Genomic DNA, 22,918 nt, shown 5'->3' on the forward strand with positions numbered 1-22,918 from the left:
AACTTGGCGGATGCCGTTTGGGCAACGGCCTGAAGGACACGCACGAGGCGTTCATCGAAGCCTCTGACGTTCGCGACGCGGCACGACGCTCAGGCCATGATCATGCTGCTGATGGCAGCTGCAAACCACCACCCCGCCCAGACAGCGGCGGCGGTCAGCAGCAGGCCGCCGGCGACCGTCCAGCCGAACGGCGTCGCCCTTCCACGCAGGGCCAGGACGATCCGCACACCGGCATTCACGCTGTTCGCTGCTGCCAGCGGCACGACCGCCTCGGACGCCGGCAACTGCCCGGCCACAACCAGCGAGGCCAGCGCAACCGCGGCGGACCCGGTGCTGACGAGCCCCGCGAGCGCGGCTGACAAGAGGACGGCCTCGCTCCCGAAACGGTCGTTCAACAAGGCGGAAACGACGATCACCGTGGCCACAATCAGGGCAAAGTTGATGGCTTCCCGGACGCTGAAGATACGGCTGGGAAGTTCGAGCCCCTGGCCCTCGCCCCCGTCGCGCAATCCGAAACGCGCAAGCGTCACCCCGAAGAGCAGCGTAACCACCATCGGGACCAGCAGGACCGGGGCTGCAAGCGAAAACATCAAGGGGCTCAGGAACAGCAGCACGATCCCTGTCTGCACGAGCGAGGAGACCGAGGAGAATGTCGCACCGGCGGCGGCCGGGTAGGTTTCGACCGGTCGATCCTGCACTTTCCTCGCCATGGCGACGACGGTCGCGGTGCTTGAAACGAACCCGGACAGAAAACCGCTCAATGGCAGGCCCAGCCGGTCACCGAAGACCCGTGTGCAGATGTGGCTGACCGCGCCGATCGCCATCACAAGGATGATGATGACGAACAGGTTCTGCGGGTTGATCGCCCCGCCCGGACCGAAGCCTTCGTTCGGCAGGATCGGGAGGATCAAGAGCGCTGAGACGCCCAGGATCAGCCCGTCGCGGATCTCGAAATCGTTGAGTACCGAGCGGCTGAACTCGCGCAGCACGGTGCGCGCGGCCAAGAGCGCCGCGACCAGAACGCCTGAGGCCGCCGCGAGGAAGGTGTGGTCGATCGACAGCGCACCCAGCACGACCACGATCAGCAGCGCAAGGCTGGTGGTCAGGCCCGCCTGCCGATCTGGCTGTGACAGATGCGTCACCATGCGCAGGCCGCCGATGACGGCGAGGGCGACGGAGAGCATCGGCCAGCCCCCGGCAATCTGACTCAGCGCGCCGGTCAGCGAGGCGAGCGCGAAGGTGCGCACGCCTGCTGGGGCGGGGCCTCCGGGCTCGCCTGCATTCCGCTCGCGCTCGATCCCGATCAGAAGGCCGATGCCGAGGGCCTCGAGCAGCAATAAAGCCTGAGAGGTTTCCAAGGATATCCCGCCATATGTTACCGCACCCGCAAAAACGAGTTGGCCCACGGTAGGCGGGTCAGGCTACTACAGCAATAAGGCCCACTTTGAATCCTTGGCCATGCCGTTTGGCAACTGACCTCTGTCCATGGAACGAGAGTACTTACCTCGCGCGGCCGATAGTGGCCCTGTTGAGGGACACGCACGAGGCGTTCATGGGAGCCACTGACGTTGGCACCGCGGCAAGATGGGTCGCCAGAACGGTATCCTGAGATCAAGGATTGCACTGGTTGCACAGTCCAGGATCGGCCGTGGGACGTTCTGCAACCGACCGTGCGACGCGATGGCCGCACGCCGCACAGCTCAAGACCTCCGCCTTAATCACCTGGGTCGGCTCGCCGCACCATTCGCAAGGTAGCCCAGGCACGCGCTCGGTGACGTCGAAGCCGGGATAGGCGCAAGCCGGGCAGCGGCTGCGAAACCGGCGAACGAGATCGACGGTGGCGCGCTCGATGGCCTGCATTCTGGTCGGGTTGAAATGGGCGCGCATATCGGTCTCGATGAAGGCCGCGCCACAGCGCGCTACGGCTTCGCGGACGGCACGATCGAGAGCGTCAGCAGCAACAATTCCTTTCCATAGCGCAATGTCCGGTGCCGGTTGGTCGCCGCGGCAACCCATCACAATCAAGCCATGCTCGGGAAATTGCATCCGTTCGGCGAACGCGAAGGCCGCAGCGGGGCCGTCGACGACACGGTGGGCGAAGTGAGTGTCGATGGTTGCATCGTGGCCCGTAATCTCAAGCCCAGTCTGCCGGTCGACAAGCAGCACGAGCTCGCGGCCGAGCGGGGCGAACGGAATCCATGGGTGTGGCCCGAAGCTGCCCTCGCTTGCGATAGCCACACGGGTGTGCGGTTCATGCTCGAACGCCGCGGCGATCTTGGCACGCGCGGCGTCGAGCTGCGTGCCGGTCCGCTCGATCTCGCGGGTGAAGGTCCCGAAGCGGTCGGTATCGAAGGCCCCCGGCACAACGCAATCGAGGCCAAGCGCCTCGGTGAGCAACGGGGCGATCACACGCTCCTTGCCGTGCATCGTGGCGATCACGGCCCTTGCGCCCGCCAGATGAAATTGGTCGCCGCCGGCCTGATCGGGAAGCGCGTGAGAGAGGGTGTCGCGGGGATCAGGGATCGGCATGGAGGCGCGACCCCGCGTCGATTCGGAAATGGCTGTCCGCGGTGCTGTACATTGGGCGAAGGCTCCCTAGTTATCGGTTACTTTGAGGGTCCGGCCGAGTTGCAAGAGATGGAGAACCCGATCGGCCAGCGCCTCGGCTGGCGCGTCGTGGGAGGTGAGCCGCAATTCCGGCGCCTCCGGCGCCTCGTAGGGCACATCGATGCCGGGGACATGTGTGATTTTTCCCGCCCTGGCCTTCGCATAGAGTCCCTTGGGATCGCAGGCTTCCACCAACGGCAGCGGCGCGTCGACGAAGATCTCGTGAAATGGATGGGAGCCGGCGATCTCACGCGCGAGCGCGCGGTCGCGGGCATAGGGCGAGATCACGCAGACCAGCACGATCAGCCCGGCATCGGCCATCAGCTTTGCGACCTCGGCCATGCGGCGGATGTTCTCGACCCGATCCGCCTCGGTGAAGCCCAGATCGCGATTGAGCCCGTGGCGGACATTGTCGCCGTCCAGCACAAATGGATGGAAGCCGGCGGCCATCAGCTTGCGGTCGACGATGTTCGCAATCGTCGACTTGCCAGCCCCCGACAGGCCGGTGAACCACAGGATCGCCGGACGCTGCCCCTGCGCTGCGGCACGCGCATCGGGAGCAGTATCGAAGTCTTGCCAGGGGATATTGCCGGCACGCCGCAGCGCGAAGCCGCCCATGTCGCGGTTTTCGGCATAAGGGTCGAAGGCCACGGGGCGATCGGCCGCAAGATTGACCATCGCGAGTTCGTTCATTGCGAGCTGGCGGGCAGCCAGGTGCGCACGCGTGTCGATGTCGATCCGATGCTTCAGTGCTGTGACGGTCACCGGGATCTCATCGGTGCCGAGCCGCATCAGGTACTGGCGGCCGGGGATCATGGGTATCTCGCCCAACGACAGCAGATGCGCCTGAAACTGATCCGCGATGACGGGCGGCCTATCGGCCGCAGCCAGCACGTCGCCACGGCTTACGTCTACGTCGCGGTCGAGCACCAGCGTGACCGACTGCCCGGCGACGGCCTGGCCCAAATCATATTCCGGCATGATCCGAGCGACGACGGCACGCGCGCCGGAGCGGGTCACCATCAACTCGTCTCCCGACCGCACCCGGCCGCCGACGATCCGTCCGCAGTAGCCGCGAAAATCCTGACCGGCGCGACTGACCCATTGCACCGGCATGCGGAACGGTCCCCTCACGACGGCGGCGGCGACGTCGACCGACTCCAGCCATTCAATGATCGTAGGGCCGTCGAACCAGGGCATTGCGGCCGAGCAGGTCAGCACATTGTCGCCCTTGAGCGCCGAGACCGGGATGGCAACCGCTTCGGCGAAGCCGAGCGCTTCGGCGAGGGCGGCAATCTCGGCCGCATGACGCTCGAACGCAGCAGGTTCGAAGCCCACCAGGTCCATCTTGTTCACCGCCACGGCGACGTGGCGGATGCCCATCAAGGCGAGGATATGAGCATGACGCCGCGTCTGGGTGAGGACGCCCTTGCGCGCGTCGATCAGCAGCAAGGCGGCATCCGCCTGCGATGCGCCGGTGGTCATGTTGCGCGTGTATTGCTCGTGGCCCGGACAGTCGGCGACGACAAACTTGCGCTTGTCGGTTTCGAAGAAGCGCCAGGCGACGTCGATGGTGATGCCCTGCTCGCGCTCGGACATGAGCCCGTCGAGCAGCAGCGCGAAGTCGAGGTCGCCCTCCGGCACGCGGCCTCTGCTCTCATTGAACAGGCGCGCAAGCTGGTCCTCGTAGACGCAGTCGGCATCGTAGAGGATTCGTCCGAGCAGCGTGGATTTGCCGTCATCGACGCTGCCGCACGTCAACAGGCGAAGCTGCGACTTGGCTTGCTCGGCGGCGATGACGCGGGCGATGATGGCGTCCGGGCTTTCCTCTTCCGGCATCTGATGGGGCGTGTCGCGCATCAGAAATATCCTTCCTGCTTCTTGCGCTCCATGGAGCCGGGCTGGTCGTGGTCGATCAATCGTCCCTGGCGTTCGCTCGCACGGGTTGAGCGCATCTCGAGCAGGATGTCGGCGAGCGTGGCGGCGGTGCTTTCGGTTGCGCCGGTGTATGGGTAGCAGCCGATCGAGCGGAATCGGACCGACCTCTTTTCGGGGGACTCTCCCGCCTCGAGCGGCATGCGGTCGTCGTCCACCATGATCCAGGTGTCTTGGCGCCGAACGACGGGCCGAGGTTTCGCGAAGTAAAGGGGAACGAGGGAGATGCCTTCGATCCAGATGTAGTCCCAGACGTCGCGCTCGGTCCAATTTGACAGCGGAAACACGCGCATCGACTCGCCGGGGGCGAGGCGCGTGTTCCAAGCATGCCAGAACTCCGGCCGCTGCGTCTTTGGCTCCCAGCGCTGCGCTGGGTTGCGGTGTGAGAAGATGCGCTCCTTGGCGCGCGACTTCTCCTCGTCGCGGCGTGCGCCGCCGATCGCGGCATCGAAACCCCAGCGCGCCATTGCTTGCTTCAGTCCCTCGGTCTTCATCGCATGGTTGTAGACCGCCGAAGAGGCGGTGAACGGCGTGATGCCAGCGCGCGCGGCTTCCTCGTTCGTGTGAACCAGGAGTTCGAACCCAAGGCGCGCGGCTGTGCTGTCGCGGTGGGCGATCATTTCCCGGAACTTCCATCCAGTATCGACATGCAGCACCGGGAACGGCGGCGGTGCCGGTGCGAATGCCTTTTGCGCCAGATGCAGCAGGACCGAGCTGTCCTTGCCGATCGAGTAGAGCAGCACGGGCCGCTGAAAACAGGCGGCAACCTCGCGGATAATCGCGACGGACTCGGCCTCGAGCCGGCGTATGTGCGAGAATCGTTCATCAACTCGGCTGGGAGCTTCGATGACTGTCATATCAGCATGGTCTCTCGACTTGTGCGGCCGCCGAGAAGATGGCGGCTTCTTGAGCTTCCAAGTGTCACTTGCAGAGGCGGCGCGCGGCCAGGTCGCCACGACACGGTGCGTGCAGCCGCGAATGGCCGTGGGGCATTCAGCTTCGCCCGGCTTTCAAATGTCGGCATAGCAGTGCGTCTCCGCGGCGGACCCAGGGTGGGTGACCGCGCCTTTCGAGGCGGGCCCCACGGTCTGCGCAAATTTCCAAAGCGCGCCTGACTGGAAGTCGTGACGATGCGGTCGCCACGCCTTGCGCCGAACCTCCAGCTCTTCGGCCGAGAGCTCCACGTCAAGCGTACCCGCCTCGGCATCGATGGCGATGATGTCACCGTCCTTCAGCAATGCGATCGGGCCGCCAACGGCCGCTTCCGGATCGACATGCCCAATGCAGAAGCCGCGCGTGGCGCCGGAGAAGCGCCCATCGGTGACGAGCGCCACCTTGTCGCCCATGCCCTGGCCGTAAACGGCTGCCGTGGTCGCCAGCATCTCGCGCATGCCGGGCCCGCCTTTTGGCCCTTCATAGCGAATGACGATGACCTCCCCCGGCTGGTATTTACGCTTCTGGACGGCGTCGAAGGCCGCTTCCTCGGAGTCGAAGCACCGGGCCGGCCCGCGGAATTGGAGGTTCGTCATACCAGCCACCTTGACGATCGCGCCCTCGGGGGCGAGCGTGCCGCGCAGACCGGCCACGCCGCCGGTGGTGGTGATCGGGTCGGAGATCGGGCGAACGATGTCCTGGTCGGTCGGGAAGGCCACGTCGGCCAGGTTCTCGGCGATCATCTTGCCTGTCACCGTGATGCAGTCGCCGTGCAGATAGCCGCCGTCGAGCAGCGCCTTCAGCAGCACCGACACGCCGCCGATCTCGAACAGATCCTTGGCAAGGTAGCGCCCACCGGGTTTGAGATCGGCGATGTAGGGCGTGCGCTTGAAGATCTCGGCGACCGCATGCAGGTCGAAGTCGATGCCCGCCTCGTGCGCGATCGCCGGCAAGTGCAGCGCCGCATTGGTCGAGCCGCCAGAAGCCGCCACCACGGTAGCGGCGTTCTCCAGTGCCTTGCGGGTGACGATGTCGCGCGGCCTGAGATCGCGCGCCAGCAGGTTCATCACGGCCTTGCCGGACGCTTCCGCGAAGGCGTCGCGGCTCTCGTAGGGCGCCGGGGTACCGGCCGAACCGGGCAGTGCGAGCCCAAGCGCTTCGGAGACGCAGGCCATGGTATTGGCGGTGAACTGGCCGCCGCAGGAGCCTGCGGAAGGGCAAGCGACACATTCGAGCGCGTGCAGCTCGTCAGCGGAAATCTGGCCAGCCTGATAGCCGCCCACCGCTTCGTAGACGTCCTGCACGGTGACGTCCTTGCCGCGGAAGCGCCCGGGCAGGATTGTTCCGCCGTAAAGGAACACGCTCGGGACGTTGAGGCGGACCATCGCCATCATCATGCCGGGCAGCGACTTGTCACAGCCGGCAAGGCCAACCAGCGCGTCGTAGCAATGGCCGCGCATGGTGAGCTCGATCGAATCGGCGATCACTTCCCGGCTCACCAGCGACGACTTCATGCCCTGGTGACCCATGGCGATGCCGTCGGTCACGGTGATGGTGGTGAACTCGCGCGGCGTGCCGCCGGCCGCCTTGACGCCCAGCTTGACCGCCTGCGCCTGGCGGCTGAGCGCGATGTTGCACGGCGCCGCCTCGTTCCAGCAGGTGGCGACGCCGACAAAGGGCTGGGCAATCTCCTTTTCGGTCAGCCCCATGGCGTAGAGGAACGAACGATGCGGCGCGCGCTCGGGACCAACGGTCGTGTGGCGACTCGGCAGCCTGGATTTGTCGAAGCTATGTGTCATGGGTCGGCCTCGGTTTGTGAATAGGGATCCGTTGCTTTCAATCCGTCGGCGCAATGCGCCAACGGACCACGCCTTCCGGGCAGAACACCCGCACCTGCTCCCTTCCAACCGGCTGGGTTTCGGGCGGCTTCCAAGCTGACTGCACGAGCGTGACGGTCTCGGTATTGGGCGGCAGGCCGTAAAAACGTGCGCCGTTGAGCGACGCGAAGGCTTCGAGCCGATCGAGCGCCCCTTCCTCATCAAAGACCTGGGCGTACAATTCGAGCGCAACCGGCGCCGTAAAGATGCCGGCGCAGCCGCAGGCCGATTCCTTGTCCCGGACCAGGTGCGGCGCCGAATCCGTGCCGAGGAAGAAGCGGGGGTTGCCGGAGGTCGCGGCGTTCCTTAATGCGAGGCGATGGCCCTCCCGCTTGGCCACGGGCAAACAGAACATATGCGGCCGGATACCGCCCGCGAACATCGCGTTGCGATTGATCATCAAATGATGAACAGTAATGGTGGCTCCGATGGGCCCCTCGGCGTCCTGCACATAGTCCACGGCTTCGGCGGTCGTGATGTGCTCCAGGACGATCCGCAGCGCCGGGAAATCGGACCGCAGCCGGACAAGCACCCGGTCTATGAACGCCTTCTCCCTGTCGAAGACGTCGACCTCGCCGTCGGCCACCTCGCCATGGACCAGAAGCGGCATGCCGATGGCCTGCATCCGCTCCAACACCGGATAGACCCGGCGGACATTCGTGACACCGGCGGCGGAATTGGTCGTGCTGCGCGCCGGATACATCTTGACCGCGGTGATAACTCCCTCGGCGAAGCCTCGAGCTACCTCCACTGGATCGGTCTCATCGGTGAGGAAGCAGGTCATCAGCGGCACGAACCTGGAGCCGTCGGGCAAGACGCGCCGGATCCGATCGCGATACGCCGCAGCTTGGGCAGCCGTCGTGATCGGCGGATCGAGATTGGGCATGATAATGGCGCGGCCGAAGGTGCTCGCCGTCCATGGCAGCGCCATCTGCAGCATGGCCCCATCCCGAAGGTGCACGTGCCAGTCGTCAGGCCGAAGGAGGGTCATCTCGTTCACCGGGGTCACCTTCGCTCCGCTTCGCGCGCCTGACGCGCATCTTGCGGTTCTATCCAGAGCTCCAGCGGCATGAGGCGGGCCGACTTCTTCGACTGATGGCGATCCATGCGGCGGAGCACATTGTCGAGAAAACGTACTGCCTCGACGATGAAAGGTCCTTTGTTGAGCATCACGCATTCGGCGCGCTGCGCCATGGCCGCATCGGTTACTTCCGCTCGGCTGGGCGCTCCTTGTTCGACCATCCCGGCCAACACCTGGGTCGCCCAGATGACCGGCACATGGGCCGCCTCGCAAAGCCAGAGAATATGCTCTTGGACTTCGCCGATGTTCTCGAAGCCACTTTCGACCGCGAGATCGCCTCGCGCGATCATGACCGCCAGTGGCTGTTGCCCGGCGCCATGCACGATCAGCTCGGGAAGGTTCCTGACGGCGAGCGCGGTTTCGATCTTGATCACGAGAGGCTGCACGGGACGTCCGCCGCGTCGTGCTGCCAATTCCCTCTGAATAAGCGTGATGTCCGACGGACGCTGAACGAACGAGAACCCGACGAGGTCGGCATTCTCAGCAACGAAATCGAGATCGTGGATATCCTTCTCGGTCAGAGGCGGAAGATCGAGCGCCGTATCCGGGAAGTTCAGTCCCTTTTTGCGTCTGAGCTTCTCCCCTTTGCCGCGCGCCTGCTCCACGCGAAGCATCGCGCCGTCAGGCTCAATCCTTTCGACACGCGCTCCAATGCGGCCATCGTCGATGAAGACCCGTGCTCCGACTTCAAGCTGATCAAGTACGGCAGGGAACGTCACACGGATGACGATATCGCCAGCCTTTAGCTGAGCGGGCATTCGACCGGCCAACATGAGAAGGTCGCCGCGGTGGAGCCGCGTCTTCTTCGGCGCGCAGACTTCGGCGATCCGGCATTTCGGGCCGGCGATATCCATGAGGATTGGACAGGTCCTGCCTTGCTCAGCCGCCGCGGCGCGGCTGTTCTCGATCATGGCCGCCCAGGTCTCGGGTCCCCCATGCGCGCAGTTGATGCGCAGGCAATCGGCGCCGGCCCGAATGATGTCAGCCACCAGGGCGCGATCTTCACTGGCTCTGGTCGGCAACGTGACCATGATCCGCGTGCCGGGCCCGTGCGGATCGCTCCCGAAAATCCTGGCCTGCTCTCGCCTCAAAATCCGCTTTCCGTTCCGGAAGGCTAAGGGGACGGGATGGGACACGGCGGGCTCGCCGGCGATTTCGGTCAGCCTCGCGCAGACGGCGTCAAGGGTCGCCATGACGCGGCCCTCACTCCGCCCGAGCGAAGTCAGTCCAAGCGCCGAGAGCTGATGTTGTAGACCGCTTAAATCATGGCGACGAAACGCTAGATACTGCGCGAGATTGATGGCTCCAGGCAGAAAACTCGGCCGAGCCACGTTGGGGGTCCAGTCCTCCACAATGGCTTGGCTCTCCCGAATGACGGCAGCTCGGATGCGAACGATCCTGGACAGGAGGCGCTTCGCAGACACCTTCCGGTCTGCCTCACGGGTGCGGCCCGCAGCAGGACGTTTCAAGCTCGAACGTTGGATCGCATTCAGCGTCATTGGCTCTCCGATCGCGCGTCCTACAAGATCACGCGGTACCGCGGCCGGCGGCCTCGATGTTCCTGCGCAAAAGCGGATCGAGGCCGAGCTTGTTGGCCAAATCGTCGAGCCAAGCCGCTTCGGCGGGAGTATCGGCATCAATTGCGATGAAGGCTGCCAGGTACACCTGCGCGGCCTCCTCAGGAGAATTCGCAGCGGCGGCGAGTTGCTCCGGCGTATCCGGATGGGCGATCAGAGACTCGAGAAAATGCCGCTCCTCGCCCGGGAGAGCGCTCGCTTCGACGCGCTCGATCAAACGGGAACGCTCGGTCTCGTCAAGGCGACCATCGGCCATGGCCGACGCGATCATCGCACGCAACAGGAGGGTGGCGCTGCTGTCTGCCGGCAGAGCACTCGGTGGCGACAACAGACCGCCGGAAGCCGGTTGTGCCGCACCGGCCTGCTGCGGCGAGAGGCCGCCAAGCGCATCGCGGATGGTTTGCGGAACGAGCGGCTTGCCGTCGCGATAGTTGCTGTAGGCCTTATAGGCGAGCCCTCCGAGCAGGGCGACAGCCCCGATCTGCAAAGCGCTGCCGCCGAGCTTCCGCGCGTGCTTGGAGGTCAGGAGCGTGCCCGCCAAACCACCCGCGAGCGCGCCAGTTCCGAGTGCGCCCACATTGCTGGAGAGGTAATCGCCGAGGCCCGCGCGTCTACTGCGGTCGACCGGTAGTCCGACTTCCGCGTTGCCTTGCCGTGATGCCGGGTCACCCGCCAGCACGGTGTTCAGCAGTTTGTTCACGTCGATCATTGTGTTCTCCTGTGATGGACCGGTCGGCTCGTGCCTTTTGCAGACATGCATTCACAGCGCTGCGCCGCGGCAGCAGCGCAGCGGCGATTCAGTGCTACGGCACGTGCAGTTCGCACGCGACGGCGCGTCATCTATACGTGCCGAGCGATTTGCCTTCGCCAGTCGTCTCTTCCGGGTCATTCAGTCGGTCTCGCGGGTTTGCACGATCGCCTGACGATGGAACTCACAGAGCTTGCGGCGTACTTCCTCGCGCGTGATGGCAAATCCGCAACGGGTAAGGTCGCCAAAGAGCTTGTCGACGACATCTTCGTCCCCAGGCTCGCAAAAGTCGGCGTGGTGAACCGCTGTCGCGTAGCCTTGAACTCCATCGTCCCGGAGCTGCATCAGTCGACCGGCCCACAAACCCGCGAGCACGTTGCGGCGGGCAAGGACGTTGTCACGCGTGTCGGTGTCTATGCACGAGTCGGTCCCGGTGGAGGATGCGGTGCCGTGTGTCATGGCAGCAATAGGGACATCAACGTTCATCGATCATCTCCGGCAGAGCGGGCATGGGGGTGCTCTCCGACGGGGAGCGGAGGCAAATCCGTCTGGCCGCGACCATGAGTTTCCTCGCGCGCGGCCGCACGTGTCTTCCAGAGCGAGAAGAGCACACCGCCCGCGATGAGGGACAGGGTCACGCCGAGCGAGATCGCGGGGTCGAGTTTGCCGACGATCTGGTTCCAGAAGATCTTCGCCCCGATGAAGACCAGCACGATGGCGAGCGCGTATTTCAGATACTCGAAGCGATGCACCATGGCGGCGAGAGCGAAATAGAGGGCGCGCAGCCCGAGGATCGCCATGATATTGGCCGTGTACACGATGTAGGTGTCCGTCGTAATGGCGAAGATCGCCGGCACCGAGTCGACCGCGAATACCAGATCGGCGATGTTGATCATGACCAGCGCCAGAAACAGGGGCGTCGCAAAGCGCGCGAGCTTGCCTGTCTTCGGGTCTGGCTTGCGAACGAAGAAATGCGAACCGTGCAACTCTGCCGACACCCGCATACGCTTGGACAGAAAGCGCACGATCGGGTTCTTCGACACGTCTTTTTCGCCCTCGCCGACGACGAGGATCTTGATCCCCGTGGCGATCAGAAAGACAGCGAAGATGTAGAGTACCCACTCGTACTGCTGCACGAGCGCCGCGCCGAGCCCGATCATGATGCCGCGCAAGACCAGCACCGCGATGATCCCCCACAGCAGGGCCCGGTACTGATACTTGGCGGGAATGGCGAAATAACTGAAAATCAGCGAGATGACGAAGACGTTGTCGATCGAAAGCGCCTTCTCCAGAGCGTAGCCCGTGAAGTACTCCATGCCCGAGGTCGGGCCCATGGACCACCACAGCCAAGCACCGAACACGAGCGCGACAGCGATGTAGAACACCGATAGCTTCAGGCTTTCCGCGACACCGAGCTCTTTATCCTTCTTGTGAAGAATGCCGAGGTCGAAGGCGAGCAGCGCGCCGACCACGAAGAGGAAGGCGAGCCATAGCCAGACAGACTTGCCGAGGAAATCGCTGGTCAGGAAATCGGCGAGCAGTTCCATGCGTAATCCTTACTATTCGGGTGTTTGAGAGCACCCGTTGAATGCGTTACGGGCTCCCTATTGCGCCATGCTCGAACGCCAGCGGGACCCGGGGCCTTCGGGAGCGTTTGAGACGTTAGCGAGCGGGCCAATTGCGATAGCGCCAATGGCTCTTGTTCGGGTTGTCGCTCGCCGATGCACTGCCGTATGTGCTCCATCTCAATGTGAGAGGAACACTGGCAGCGGCGGGTTCGCGACGATGGTCTTCGTCGCGCCACCCAGGATGAAGTCGCGCAAGCGGGAGTGCCCGTAGGCACCCATTACGAGCAGGTCGAGGTCGTGCGCGGTTGCATACTCTTCGAGAGCCTGGCCGATCGTCCGGCCGGCGGCGTCTTCCTCCTCCAAGACAGCCTCGATCCCATGACAGGCGAGATGCTCCGCGAGTTCCCCTCCCGAGCTTCTCGTATCGGGCGCCTTCTTCTGTGTGATCGTCACCACCCGCACGGTCTTGGCGCGCTGAAGGAGCGGGAGGGCATCCGCCACGGCTCGTGCCGCGGGCCGGCTGAAGTCCCAAGCCACTCCAACGACATCGAGGGAAAAGAACTGCTGCTTTTTGGGCGTTTCCGGGAAGACAATCGTCGGTCGCCCAGAGCCGAGTATCACGCACTTGGCGATTTGTTGCTGTAGGTCCGCGTGCTTGCCGATCGGGACCATCGTGACATCGTGCATCCTGGCGCGTTCAGTCACGATGTCCGGGAGCTGCACCGTGGTGCATGACACGATGATCTGCTGGTGTGTGAGGCCACGCTTCGTCGCCATGCTTTCGAACGCACCGATCAGATTCTGGGCATGCGCCACGCTCCTCCGCCGCGCCGCCGCAATCATGCCCGGGATGTCGAGCAACATGTCCGCAACTATGTTGCTGGCTAGCGGGATCTCGACCTTGAAAGTCAGCGCCGAGATGCGCGCGCCTAACGCCGCGGAGAAGTCGACCGCTTGCTCGACGGCCGCAACCGGGGTCGGATCGGGATAGCTGCTCACGTGAAGCAGGGCGTCGTTGAAAGCCATTCTCTCAAATCCCAGCTTGGTCCGGATGGTTCGGGACGGCATCGCCCTCTTGTGCCGTCGTTGTTCGTCAGTCCGCACGGCGCCTGTTCCTCCCCGTCCGTTTGCCTGTACCTTTGCCGAGCGCAGAGCTGCTTGGTGACGTCGGGGAACGAAGCCGCTGCGCTCGATTTCAATGGCTGAAGGCTCCGACGCGGTCTGGCCAACGATGCCGCGGTCGGGAAGCCGATCCGCCGGTTTCACGACGATCGTATTGCCGATCGCCGTGATGCAGTCGGCGTGCAAGCACCATCGGTCGGTCCCTGTCAGGCGTCTGAACAACGATCATCAATCCTCCATCCACCCAGATTCTTGAGCATGTGCGGAATGTGGGCTTGATTGATCGTCAAAAAAAGCAGATTAATAATAGTGCTTTGATCGAGAAAAACTGCGGATCGGAGTACAAGCAGCCACACTACGCTGGACGGTCACGAACCAGCATCGAGCGCGCTGCCGAGCAGCTGCGTCTCGCCCGCAGACCATCAGAACGGAACACTCAAGGAAGCCTTCGGAACAGCGCCATTCCGCCGCGCGGGGCGCGTGCCGACTGGCGCTGTCCCGCGGCGGGACAATTGACTGTGTCCCTGTGTTCGACGCAAGTGCTCTCACGGCATCCTTCTGAACGCTCAAGGGCCGAAAAGCCTTACGCTAGCTGCGCAATCTCAAGCAGACCGTGGAGCGGCTGGGGTAGCGCGCGCAATAAGTGCTCATGACTCACCTCGTGTCAGCCGTCTTGGCTGTCACGAGCTAGGCTCGGCCGGACGGCCTCAGCGGCGTGTGCTGTCGACTACTGTCGCTAGGCATCAGTTTGGTCCCAGACTTGCCCAAGCGCGCCTCAGCGCGCTGGACGGTGTGGCGGCTGGGTAAACTGCCAAGGTCGGCAATGCCAGGGCGCGTGAGGAAAGCCACGCCAGCCGAAGGTAAGCGAGCTGCGCCCGCCCGGTATATGCCGGTAGAGCGTCGACGGCTGCACTCCGAGTCGCCGCGATCGAGCGCGAGGTCTTCGAGCTGGTCGGCCTCCGCTTCGCTCAGGTCGCCCAGCGTGAAATTCAGGTGCCGTTTGCGCGCGCCCTCGACGATCGAGAAGCCGCCCGACAGCAACGGCGTCACGGAGCCCGTGTCGATCGGGCGACGCCCCGCGCCCCATTCCTGACCGAGGGCGGGCCGAAACGCCTTTCCAACCATCACGATCCCGGCGCTGATCGGCTGGCCGGTGGGTTGGGTGACGTCGAAATGAAGGTACCGGGCGTTGACCGGCTCGGCGAAGCACCAGATGTTATTTGCGGTGTCGATCGGTCGGCCGACGACGTTGAAACACCGTCCCCAGGCGCGCGGCTTCAACATCCCGTCCCATTCCGCCGGGCCTTCGATCCCGCCCGTGCCCGCGAACCGATCGACCAGCAACGGTCGCTTCAGATCGGCGGTATCGTCAGCCAACGCGATCCGCAGCACGCCGCCATCGACCGACGCGTCCAGCACCTTGCCGACCGTGGCGATCGGCGGGAGGGCGAGATCGGCGTTCTCGGGCCCGATCCGCACCGTGATCGGCGCGTCGGTCCAGATCAGTGAGGCGAGCGTATCCAACGCCGCATTGCTGCCCGGTGCCTATCGCGTCGATATACCTTCGTATATCATAGGAGTTGTTTCGGCCGTTGCTCTCAGGATTTCCGCGCGGTTCATCTGGTAAACTGCGTGTATCAGGCCGAGTTGCTGCCAACCCGTGTCGCGCGGCAAGTCGTCCTCGACGCACCAGCGACATTCAGTGCGACCCATGGCAGGATTGACGTGCCAGTGTGAATGCGGCCGGGGCGCAAGCTGCCGATCCAGCACCTTGGCGGTGCCGGCAGCTGTGGGCTGACGGTGACCGCCAGTCGCATGCGAACGAGAATATACAGGGTTCTTTTGACGCACCGCTGGCGCGCAAAACCCCTGAATGGATGCGAGTTTGAAGATCATGGCTCTCTCCGTGCCGGCCGCAAAGACCACCAGCCCATAGCCGTTGATGATCATTGGCGTTGTCGTCCTGGCTCTCCGCCGTCGCGCAGCAGTCGACGCGACACCTCAATGCGACAGGAGCACCGGCGATGGCGGGTGGGCGATGATGGTCTTCGTCGCGCCACCCAGGATGAAGTCGCGCAGGCGGGAGTGCCCGTAGGCCCCCATCACGAGCAGGTCGATTGCATGCGCGGTCGTATATTCTTTGAGAGCTTGCCCGATCGTCCGCCCGGCGGCCTCTTCCTCCTCCAGGACAACCTCGATGCCATGAAAGGCGAGATGCTTCGCCAGGTCCGCGCTTGAGTGGTTCGTATCAATCGTCTTTTCCTGTGTGATCGTCACCACCCGCACCGTCTTGGCACGCTCCAGGATCGGGAGGGCATCGGCCACCGCCCGTGCCGCGGCCCGGCTGAAATCCCAAGCCACTCCGACGACGTCGAAAGACAAGGAACCACTGCGTTCTGGTACTTCGGGGAGGATAATCGTGGGGCGTCCAGAGCCGAATATCACGCTCTCGGCGACATATTGCTGAAGCGTCGCCTGCTCGCCGATCGGGATCATCGTGATATCGTGCATCCTGGCATGTTCGGTCACGATGGCCGCCAGCTGCGAGGTCGTGCACGACTCGACGATCTGCTCGTGTGGAACGCCGCGCTTCGTCGCCATGCCTTTGAACGTGCTGATCAGAGCCTGGGCATTGGCCGCGCTTTTCTGCCGCTCGGCCGCAACCATTCCCGGGATGTCGAGCAGCGTATTCGCAAGCACGTTACGGGCGGTCGGAATCTCTATTTTGAAAGTGAGCGCTGAGATGCGCGCGTCCAGCGCCCCGGCGAAGACGACAGCTTGCTCGATTGCCGCGGCCGACGTCGGCTCCGGATAGCTGCTCAACTGGAGCAAGGCGTCCTTGAAAGCCATTCTTCTTATCTCCTCAATTGATCTGCTGCTTCACATTGACCGCATCACACGGCTCACCTTGCGTCCGCTTCATCTTCACCCTGCAAGTTCCTTATCCGCGGTTTCGAGCGCCGCGATCCGCTCTTCCAAAGGCGGATGCGTTCTGAACAGGCGCAACAGTCCGCTCCGTGCCCTCCCCGAAATGCCGAATGCGGCCATCTTGTCCGGCAAGGGTGCCGGCTGCAGCGCCGCCAAACGGCGCAGGGCGGCGATCATGTGCCGCCGGCCGGCGAGCTCGGCGCCACCCCGGTCGGCGCGGAATTCCCGCTGGCGGGAGAACCACAAGACGATGATCGATGCGAGGACGCCAAGCAGTAATTCGGCGACAATCATCGTGACGAAGAAAGCAGGACCGTGACCGCTCTCGGTCCTGAACACCACCCGGTCAACCACATGGCCGATCACCCGCGACAGGAACATGACGAAGGTGTTCACCACGCCCTGGATGAGCGCCATCGTCACCATGTCGCCATTGGCGGCGTGCGACACCTCGTGCCCGAGCACCGCCTCGGCCTCTTCCCGGCTCATCTGCTCCAGAAGTCCCGTGGACACCGCAATGAGCGAGGCATTCTTGCTCATGCCGGTGGCAAAGGCGTTCACCTCCGGCGAGTCGTAGACCGCAACCTCGGGCATCTTGATGCCGGCGACCTGGGCCTGGCGGGCGACGGTTTGGACCAGCCATTGTTCCGTTGGGGTCCTTGGTTGAGCGATGACCTGGGCGCCGACCGCGCGCTTGGCCGTCCATTTCGAGAGGGCGAGGGAAATGAAGGCGCCGCCGAAGCCGAAGACGGCCGCGAAGATGAGCAAAGCGTTGAGATTGAGGCCCTGTTCGTTGAGGTAGGGTTCGACCCCCAGCAAGCGCAGGGTGATCGACAGCACCAGCACCACGGCCAAATTGGTTGCCAGAAAAAGCGCAATGCGTTTCACCCGGCGCTCCTCACGCAATGTCTGCGACCAGAATCTTCATAGTCCCACGCGCCCAACTCGGCGTAGCGGCGAGTCGGTTGACCTCTTGCCGCTGCGCCTGAAGCGCTGATGCTCCACGTCTGCCGTCGTCGTCCGGCCATCCGCGTGGCGCGCACGGCGCTTCCCCTCAGTCGAAAAAGTCTGACAAGAAGGATCTCTTGCGCTTCTTGTGGCCGTAGCTGCGATGATCATCGTCATCGTCATCGTCATCGTCGTAGTGGCGTTGCTCACGGATTTCGCGCGACCCGGTCGTGCGGGCTGCAGGCGACGCATCTTCGGTGCTGCGAGCGATGATCTTGTCGAGCTCGCCCCGGTCAAGCCACACTCCGCGGCAGGTCGGGCAATAGTCGATCTCGACGCCTTGTCGGTCGGACAGCACCAACCCGGTCTTGCAGGTCGGACAGGGCATCGCCGCGACAGTTTCCTCGGTTCGCATGGTTCAAACCCTCTCCTGCCGACCGAAGCCGACGAGCGACTGCAGGCGATCCTTCACCGCGAGCCTGAGCTTTTTCAGCCGCAGCAGTCTGATGCCGTCGGGAAAACGCCGCTTGTGCTCGTGTCGAATTGCATCGTCGAGCTTGCCGTGGACGACCGTCAGTTTGTATATCAAAGCACTCATACTCATAGCCTTTCTCCGGTTGGTTGTTTGAGATGCGGTCCTCGCGGTACTCCTCGCCAAATTCCTACTGAGCCGGAACCGTCAAACGAATCTCCACACGCTCCTCCACCTGGCGGAACAGCAAGAGATCGATTGACTCCTGGTCGCGCTTGAAGCGGTGATGTTCGGCCTCGGGCGATCCATTCACCACCTCATGGGCGTATCCTGCGGCCGCGAAGCCTTGAACGTAGTGTGCTCGCACGGCCTCAAACGCGGCGCGCCCGGCATAGCGGACCTCGACCGTCTTCTCCCCGCGCGCGAAATAGCTGCGCACCAGGCCGGGAAAGCGTGGCACGGGCCCCGCATCGATGCCGCTGACGTCGCTCGTCGCCGGGCTTTCCGCGAGATCCGGCACCCACTGTCCGATCTGTTCTTTCAGGCCTGGCACCACCTGTTCGATCTGCGTCGCCGCATCGTTGGCAAGGCGCCTGCCTGCCTCGGTTGCCGTCGGAAACTGCCCCCATAACCAGGACAGCAACGCGATCCCGGCCCAGGTAACCAGACCGAGGATCCCGACAACGGCGGCAACCAGGATCAGCCAGGTGCGCGCCCGTACCTTGCTCAAAGCCGAAACGGCCAGCGCCGAAAACCGATGCTTATGGAGGGGGCTGCGCATCACCGCCTCACGAAGCCAGTTCACTGAAGGTGTCGCGCACGCGCCGCAGGCGGCGCCCCAGAGTTCGCTTGGCCCGATCCGCGGCGCGCTTCACCGCGACATGAAAGTCCGCCTCTGTCTCCTCGATGACGATATCTGACCGCCCGTTCAGCCGAACGCGCAGACTGCAGCGCTTGTCTATGCCGTCCTTCGGTCCGTTGATATCGGACAAGACCACGACAACGCCGCGAATGTGCTCTGGAAATTGCGACAGTGCGAATGCCAGCCGATATTCCACATGCTCACGCAGCTCCTCTGTGAGGTCCGCGTTACGCACTTGAATCGCGATTCTCATCATTCCTCCATCCACCAGCCGAGTCCGCGCAGTATCTAGGCTTGATCGATCATCAAAAAAAGCAGATAATCCGGTGTGTTTCAGTCGAAAAAAACTGCTGATTGGATTGGCCGGCCGTGTTGAATTACAAGCAGCTGCACTATTTCTGGCGGGTCGCGAAGGCCGGCAGCATCGCGCGCGCCGCCGAGCAGTTGCGCCTGGCGCCGCAGACCATCAGCGCCCAGATCGGCACGCTGGAGGAAGCGCTCGGAACCGAGCTGTTCCGCCGCGCCGGGCGGCGGCTGGAATTGACTGCGGCGGGGCAGTTGACCCTTTCCTACGCCGACGAGATCTTCCAGATCGGAAGAGAGCTGGAGGAGACGGTGCGCAACCGCCCCGGCCGCAGCGACATGCTGTTTCGGGTGGGGGTGGCCGATGTCGTTCCCAAGTCGATGGCCTATCACCTGCTGGCTCCGGCACTGACCAGTGCGGGGCGTGTGCGGTTGATCTGCCGGGAAGACAAGCTGGATCGGCTGTTCGCGGAACTCGCCATCCACAAGATGGATCTCGTGATCGCCGACCGTCCACTGCCCTCTGAATTGGGGGTGAAAGGCTACAGCCACGCTCTCGGGCGCACACCGATCGCCTTCTATGCCGTGCGCGCACTTGCCGAACGCTACCAGGAGGGCTTTCCGCGATCCCTGGACGCAGCCCCCATGCTCATCCCAAGCGATGGCGCAACCATGCGGGGGGCGCTTACGCGGTGGTTCAGTGAACATCAGATCGAACCGCGCATTGTCGGCGAATTCGACGACACCGCGCTGATGAAGGCCTTCGGCAAGGCGGGCGCAGGCATTTTCCCTGCACCGGCAATATTGGCCGACGAAATCCGCGAACAGTACGCAGCCGAGATCATTGGCCGTGCCGACAGCGTCGCAGCGAGGTATTATGCCATCTCGGTTGAGCGCAAATTGACTCATCCTGCCGTCGTGGCGATCAGCGAAGCAGCGAAGACGGACCTGTTCGTCGACGACAAAGCGCCAGCCAAGTCTTAAGCGGGTCCGCTCGCTGCTATCGTCAACCACGAAGACAAAGATAGATGCCGTCAGGCGCGGCGAACGCCTTTGCGGGAGGGTTCGGCGCGCCTTCGCGTTCCAATCACCATCTCAATTAGTTCGGCGATCGTGCAATGACTTTCGACAGGATGCCTGAGGAACAAGTCCTCATGGACGATGTAGCGATTGGCGCGCCCTTCACGCATGCGGCTGAGATAGCCTGCCTCCTCCAGTTCGGCGACGATGCGCTGCACGGCGCGCTCCGTGATCCCGACCCGAACGGCAACCTCGCGCATTCTCGCCTCTGGGTTCTCGACCAGGCACAGCAGCACATGGTGTCAATCGGCGTCGTAACGGGACCCCTTATCGGCTTGCAAAAGGATCCCCTCCTTCTGGTTGCAACGGTTAGCGCCCGCCGGCCTGGAGCCCTCCATTTAGCGCAGGGTCGGCGGGCGCGGTTTTGTTATCTTTCTCGGCTTTAGCTTTGAGAGCGGTTCTTGAAGCGCCATGATTCATTTCCTGTCTCGATGATCTCGCAATGATGCGTGAGACGATCGAGCAGCGCGGCGGTCATCTTTGCGTCCCCGAACACGGCCGGCCACTCGCCGAACGCCAGGTTGGTGGTGACGATGATCGATGTCCGCTCGTAGAGCCTGCTGATGAGATGGAAGAGCAGCTGGCCGCCGGCCTGGGCGAAGGGGAGATAGCCGAGCTCGTCCATAATGACGAAGTCGAGTCTGGTGATGAAGTCAGCCAGCCGCCCCTGTTTGCCATTGCGCGCTTCCGTTTCGAGCCGATTGACGAGATCGACGACGTTGTAGAAGCGTCCGCGCGCACCGTTGCGGATGAGCGCCCGGGCAATGGCGATGGCCAGATGGGATTTGCCCGTGCCGGTGCCGCCGACCAGGACGACGTTACGCTGATCGGCGACAAAGGCTCCGCCGGCAAGATCACGGATCAGGCTCTCGTTGACGGGCGTGCCGGTGAAGTCGAAGTCATCGATGTCCTTGGCCAATGGCAGCTTGGCGACGGTGAGCTGGTATTTGATGGAGCGGGCCTGCTTCTCGGATATCTCGGCCTGCAGCAGATCGCCGACGATCTTCGGTGGTTCGTGCTGGCGCTTGATGGCGACGCCCATGATCTCGTCATAGGCTGATCGCATCCCGTAGAGCTTCAGCGTGCCCATCAGTTCCAGAACCTCGGTGCGTTCCATGGCTGTTCGTCCTCCTGAGACTGTCATAGCGGGCGCAGTCGGCGATCGGCTCGTGAGCCAGCTTCAGCGCCTGGGGAATGGAAAGGATCGTGCCCGGCGCCGGGTCGCGGCGGCGGGCCAGGATGTTGAGGATCACCGCTGCCGACGAGACGCCGTGATCGAGCGCCTCCTGACAGGCCGCCTCGACCGCGTTCAATCCGTCGCTCAGCACACAGGTGAGGATCGACACCATCTGCCGGTCGCCGTCATCCACTGTCTTGAGCTTGCGACGCACCTTCTCCATGGCCGACGGCAGAACCCAGTTCTTGAACGGTGCGCCGTTGCGCAACCCGCCGGGTTTGCGGGCCAATACCGGGACGTAATGCCAAGGGTCGTAGATCACCTCGTTGCGGCCGAAGCAGCGGGCATGTTCGCCGACGACCACGCCGTCCTGGCGGATGACGATGCGATCGGCATAGGCATGGATCTCGACCGGCCGGCCGACGGCGCTCGACAGCACCGAGTATTTGTTGTTGTCGAAGCGCACCGTGCAGGTCTTCGACACCGAGGCCGGGACACAGTGGAAGCCGTCGAAGCGTCCGGCATATGGAATGAAGCTGCCGCGCTCCTCCTCGAACACCTCCCAGATCGTGCGGCCGTCCTGTTCGGGATGCCGGTGCGCCTTGGCCCAGGAGACGCATTTGTCGGCCAGCCAGCCGTTCAGGTCCTCCAGCGTCTTGAAGCGCAGACGCGGCGTGAAGAAGCGTTCTCGTACCAGCCCGACCTGATTCTCGACCTGGCCCTTCTCCCAACCCGACGCCGGCGTACAGGCCTCCGGTTCGACAAGGTAATGACCGCACATCTGCGCGAAGCGGCGGTTGTAGCGGCGATCCCTGCCGATGAAGATCGCGTCAACCGCCGTCTTCATGTTGTCGTAGATACCGCGCGTGCACGCCCCGCGGAAGAAGGCGAACGCCCGGTCATGGGCGTCGAACACCATCTCCTGCGTCTCGCGCGGATAGGCCCGAACGAAGAACATGCGGCTGTGACAGAGCCGCATGTGCGCCACCTTCACGGTCACCGTCACGCCGTCGAGCAGGACGACCTCGTGGCTCCAGTCGAACTGGTAGGCTTCGCCAGGCGCGAAGCTCAGCGGGATATAGGCCTCAGCCGCGGCGCTGCCGCGTTGCTCATCCCAATCCTGCGCGTGGCGCCACACCGAGCTGTAGCTGCCGTCATAGCCAAGGCCGCGAAGCTCCTCGAAGATCCGGATCAGCGTCAGCCGCTCACGCTGCGGCTTTGCCGCATTCGCCGACAGCAGCCCGTCCAACTTCTCACGCCAGGCTCCCATCCGGGGATACGGCTGATGCTTGCGCTCGTAGCGGAACTCGGTCTCGTCCGATCGCAGCACCTTGCGAACCACCTTCCGCGAGATCTTCAACTCCCGGCAGATCGCCTTGATCGACTTCCCCTGCACCAGCGACAGCCGGCGTATCTTTGCAATCGTCTCCACAACCAACATCCAAAACACAAATGCCTCCGATCAAACCGGACGCACTTTGATGACCCCACGTTAAGGGGTCCCGTTTGGACGAAAATTACCCCTCAACTGGGGTCCTCATTCCATGAAAAATCACAGTCATCGACCCGATCGGGCCAATACACGCTTCTCAAGCTGTTCACCCCCTGGCAGCCCCAGAACACAAAACCCCATAGCCAAAGCGTGCCGACCGCGGGTTCCTGCATGAGGGGCTTTCGTACGCCTGCCGGCACCCGAAAAC

General features: G+C 63.5%; 23 protein-coding genes. 1 reads left to right on the forward strand and 22 read right to left on the reverse strand.

Annotated features, from left to right (window positions below; genetic code table 11):
• Positions 1 to 89 precede the first annotated feature (89 nt).
• From ABID37_RS18390 to ABID37_RS18480, 19 genes are all read right to left on the reverse strand, one after another.
• The gene (locus tag ABID37_RS18390) at positions 90 to 1,358 is read right to left on the reverse strand and encodes an MgtC/SapB family protein (RefSeq protein WP_354197411.1); all 1,269 of its coding nucleotides are present in this window, start codon (positions 1,356 to 1,358) and stop codon (positions 90 to 92) included.
• A gap of 253 nt (positions 1,359 to 1,611) precedes the next feature.
• Positions 1,612 to 2,529: a DUF6671 family protein gene (locus ABID37_RS18395; protein ID WP_244505149.1), complete on the reverse strand. Its 918-nt coding sequence runs from the start codon at positions 2,527 to 2,529 to the stop codon at positions 1,612 to 1,614.
• A gap of 66 nt (positions 2,530 to 2,595) precedes the next feature.
• Positions 2,596 to 4,467, reverse strand: coding sequence for an adenylyl-sulfate kinase (cysC, locus tag ABID37_RS18400; protein WP_354197413.1), 1,872 nt, complete (start codon positions 4,465 to 4,467; stop codon positions 2,596 to 2,598).
• A complete protein-coding gene (gene cysD / locus ABID37_RS18405; protein WP_354197415.1) occupies positions 4,467 to 5,399 on the reverse strand; it encodes a sulfate adenylyltransferase subunit CysD in 933 nt (310 codons plus the stop codon). Before cysD ends, cysC begins: the two co-directional genes overlap by 1 nt.
• A gap of 153 nt (positions 5,400 to 5,552) precedes the next feature.
• Positions 5,553 to 7,274, reverse strand: a complete 1,722-nt coding sequence (gene ilvD, locus ABID37_RS18410; protein ID WP_090599431.1) for a dihydroxy-acid dehydratase — start codon at positions 7,272 to 7,274, stop codon at positions 5,553 to 5,555.
• Between the two features lie 37 nt (positions 7,275 to 7,311).
• Complete coding sequence (pyrC, locus tag ABID37_RS18415) at positions 7,312 to 8,352, reverse strand: dihydroorotase (RefSeq protein WP_435521590.1); 1,041 nt, start codon at positions 8,350 to 8,352, stop codon at positions 7,312 to 7,314.
• A 5-nt stretch (positions 8,353 to 8,357) separates the two neighbouring features.
• On the reverse strand, positions 8,358 to 9,932 hold the full coding sequence (locus ABID37_RS18420; protein ID WP_090599434.1) for a pyruvate kinase: 1,575 nt from the start codon (positions 9,930 to 9,932) through the stop codon (positions 8,358 to 8,360).
• A 28-nt stretch (positions 9,933 to 9,960) separates the two neighbouring features.
• The gene (locus ABID37_RS18425; protein ID WP_167523851.1) at positions 9,961 to 10,719 is read right to left on the reverse strand and encodes a tellurite resistance TerB family protein; all 759 of its coding nucleotides are present in this window, start codon (positions 10,717 to 10,719) and stop codon (positions 9,961 to 9,963) included.
• A gap of 180 nt (positions 10,720 to 10,899) precedes the next feature.
• Complete coding sequence (locus ABID37_RS18430; protein WP_150978941.1) at positions 10,900 to 11,244, reverse strand: DUF1476 domain-containing protein; 345 nt, start codon at positions 11,242 to 11,244, stop codon at positions 10,900 to 10,902.
• On the reverse strand, positions 11,241 to 12,305 hold the full coding sequence (locus ABID37_RS18435; protein WP_150978942.1) for a TerC family protein: 1,065 nt from the start codon (positions 12,303 to 12,305) through the stop codon (positions 11,241 to 11,243). Before ABID37_RS18435 ends, ABID37_RS18430 begins: the two co-directional genes overlap by 4 nt.
• Positions 12,306 to 12,503: 198 nt before the next feature.
• Positions 12,504 to 13,670: a universal stress protein gene (locus tag ABID37_RS18440; RefSeq protein ID WP_354197419.1), complete on the reverse strand. Its 1,167-nt coding sequence runs from the start codon at positions 13,668 to 13,670 to the stop codon at positions 12,504 to 12,506.
• Positions 13,671 to 14,135: 465 nt separating this feature from the next.
• Positions 14,136 to 14,972, reverse strand: a complete 837-nt coding sequence (locus ABID37_RS18445; protein ID WP_354197421.1) for a hypothetical protein — start codon at positions 14,970 to 14,972, stop codon at positions 14,136 to 14,138.
• 21 nt (positions 14,973 to 14,993) lie between these two features.
• Entirely contained in the window at positions 14,994 to 15,398 is a 405-nt protein-coding gene (locus tag ABID37_RS18450) for a hypothetical protein (RefSeq protein WP_150978948.1), read from the reverse strand.
• A 51-nt stretch (positions 15,399 to 15,449) separates the two neighbouring features.
• Positions 15,450 to 16,298, reverse strand: a complete 849-nt coding sequence (locus ABID37_RS18455) for a universal stress protein (RefSeq protein ID WP_150978949.1) — start codon at positions 16,296 to 16,298, stop codon at positions 15,450 to 15,452.
• Between the two features lie 75 nt (positions 16,299 to 16,373).
• Entirely contained in the window at positions 16,374 to 17,282 is a 909-nt protein-coding gene (gene htpX, locus ABID37_RS18460; RefSeq protein WP_354197424.1) for a protease HtpX, read from the reverse strand.
• A 148-nt stretch (positions 17,283 to 17,430) separates the two neighbouring features.
• Positions 17,431 to 17,739 carry a TFIIB-type zinc ribbon-containing protein gene (locus ABID37_RS18465; protein ID WP_354197426.1) on the reverse strand — a complete coding sequence of 103 codons (309 nt, stop codon included), beginning with the start codon at positions 17,737 to 17,739 and terminating at the stop codon, positions 17,431 to 17,433.
• 3 nt (positions 17,740 to 17,742) lie between these two features.
• Positions 17,743 to 17,928, reverse strand: a complete 186-nt coding sequence (locus tag ABID37_RS18470) for a DUF465 domain-containing protein (protein WP_354197428.1) — start codon at positions 17,926 to 17,928, stop codon at positions 17,743 to 17,745.
• Between the two features lie 58 nt (positions 17,929 to 17,986).
• Positions 17,987 to 18,577, reverse strand: coding sequence for a hypothetical protein (locus ABID37_RS18475; protein WP_354197430.1), 591 nt, complete (start codon positions 18,575 to 18,577; stop codon positions 17,987 to 17,989).
• 7 nt (positions 18,578 to 18,584) lie between these two features.
• Positions 18,585 to 18,914 carry an HPF/RaiA family ribosome-associated protein gene (locus ABID37_RS18480; protein WP_354197432.1) on the reverse strand — a complete coding sequence of 110 codons (330 nt, stop codon included), beginning with the start codon at positions 18,912 to 18,914 and terminating at the stop codon, positions 18,585 to 18,587.
• Between the two features lie 113 nt (positions 18,915 to 19,027).
• Here ABID37_RS18480 and nhaR point away from each other — a divergent pair, with 113 nt between their 5' ends.
• Positions 19,028 to 19,945, forward strand: coding sequence for a transcriptional activator NhaR (gene nhaR / locus ABID37_RS18485; protein ID WP_354197434.1), 918 nt, complete (start codon positions 19,028 to 19,030; stop codon positions 19,943 to 19,945).
• A gap of 50 nt (positions 19,946 to 19,995) precedes the next feature.
• Here nhaR and ABID37_RS18490 read toward each other — a convergent pair whose 3' ends face one another.
• From ABID37_RS18490 to istA, 3 genes are all read right to left on the reverse strand, one after another.
• Positions 19,996 to 20,277: a winged helix-turn-helix transcriptional regulator gene (locus ABID37_RS18490; RefSeq protein WP_354197436.1), complete on the reverse strand. Its 282-nt coding sequence runs from the start codon at positions 20,275 to 20,277 to the stop codon at positions 19,996 to 19,998.
• Positions 20,278 to 20,423: 146 nt separating this feature from the next.
• Positions 20,424 to 21,158 carry an IS21-like element helper ATPase IstB gene (gene istB / locus ABID37_RS18495; RefSeq protein WP_354197438.1) on the reverse strand — a complete coding sequence of 245 codons (735 nt, stop codon included), beginning with the start codon at positions 21,156 to 21,158 and terminating at the stop codon, positions 20,424 to 20,426.
• On the reverse strand, positions 21,091 to 22,659 hold the full coding sequence (istA, locus tag ABID37_RS18500) for an IS21 family transposase (protein ID WP_073067652.1): 1,569 nt from the start codon (positions 22,657 to 22,659) through the stop codon (positions 21,091 to 21,093). The genes istB and istA overlap by 68 nt, the downstream gene beginning before the upstream one ends.
• Positions 22,660 to 22,918 lie beyond the last annotated feature (259 nt).

It is taken from the genome of Aquamicrobium terrae (assembly GCF_040545735.1).
Classification (GTDB): Bacteria; Pseudomonadota; Alphaproteobacteria; order Rhizobiales; family Rhizobiaceae; genus Mesorhizobium; species Mesorhizobium terrae_A.

Coding starts and splice junctions, on each gene's coding strand:
- ABID37_RS18395 (WP_244505149.1), bottom strand. CDS start 2,529: ATGCCGATCCCTGATCCCCGCGACACCCTCTCTCACGCGCTTCCCGAT.
- cysC (WP_354197413.1), bottom strand. CDS start 4,467: ATGCGCGACACGCCCCATCAGATGCCGGAAGAGGAAAGCCCGGACGCC.
- cysD (WP_354197415.1), bottom strand. CDS start 5,399: ATGACAGTCATCGAAGCTCCCAGCCGAGTTGATGAACGATTCTCGCAC.
- ilvD (WP_090599431.1), bottom strand. CDS start 7,274: ATGACACATAGCTTCGACAAATCCAGGCTGCCGAGTCGCCACACGACC.
- ABID37_RS18420 (WP_090599434.1), bottom strand. CDS start 9,932: ATGACGCTGAATGCGATCCAACGTTCGAGCTTGAAACGTCCTGCTGCG.
- ABID37_RS18425 (WP_167523851.1), bottom strand. CDS start 10,719: ATGATCGACGTGAACAAACTGCTGAACACCGTGCTGGCGGGTGACCCG.
- ABID37_RS18430 (WP_150978941.1), bottom strand. CDS start 11,244: ATGAACGTTGATGTCCCTATTGCTGCCATGACACACGGCACCGCATCC.
- ABID37_RS18435 (WP_150978942.1), bottom strand. CDS start 12,305: ATGGAACTGCTCGCCGATTTCCTGACCAGCGATTTCCTCGGCAAGTCT.
- ABID37_RS18450 (WP_150978948.1), bottom strand. CDS start 15,398: ATGATCATCAACGGCTATGGGCTGGTGGTCTTTGCGGCCGGCACGGAG.
- ABID37_RS18455 (WP_150978949.1), bottom strand. CDS start 16,298: ATGGCTTTCAAGGACGCCTTGCTCCAGTTGAGCAGCTATCCGGAGCCG.
- ABID37_RS18465 (WP_354197426.1), bottom strand. CDS start 17,739: ATGCGAACCGAGGAAACTGTCGCGGCGATGCCCTGTCCGACCTGCAAG.
- ABID37_RS18470 (WP_354197428.1), bottom strand. CDS start 17,928: ATGAGTATGAGTGCTTTGATATACAAACTGACGGTCGTCCACGGCAAG.
- ABID37_RS18475 (WP_354197430.1), bottom strand. CDS start 18,577: ATGCGCAGCCCCCTCCATAAGCATCGGTTTTCGGCGCTGGCCGTTTCG.
- ABID37_RS18480 (WP_354197432.1), bottom strand. CDS start 18,914: ATGATGAGAATCGCGATTCAAGTGCGTAACGCGGACCTCACAGAGGAG.
- istB (WP_354197438.1), bottom strand. CDS start 21,158: ATGGAACGCACCGAGGTTCTGGAACTGATGGGCACGCTGAAGCTCTAC.
- istA (WP_073067652.1), bottom strand. CDS start 22,659: ATGTTGGTTGTGGAGACGATTGCAAAGATACGCCGGCTGTCGCTGGTG.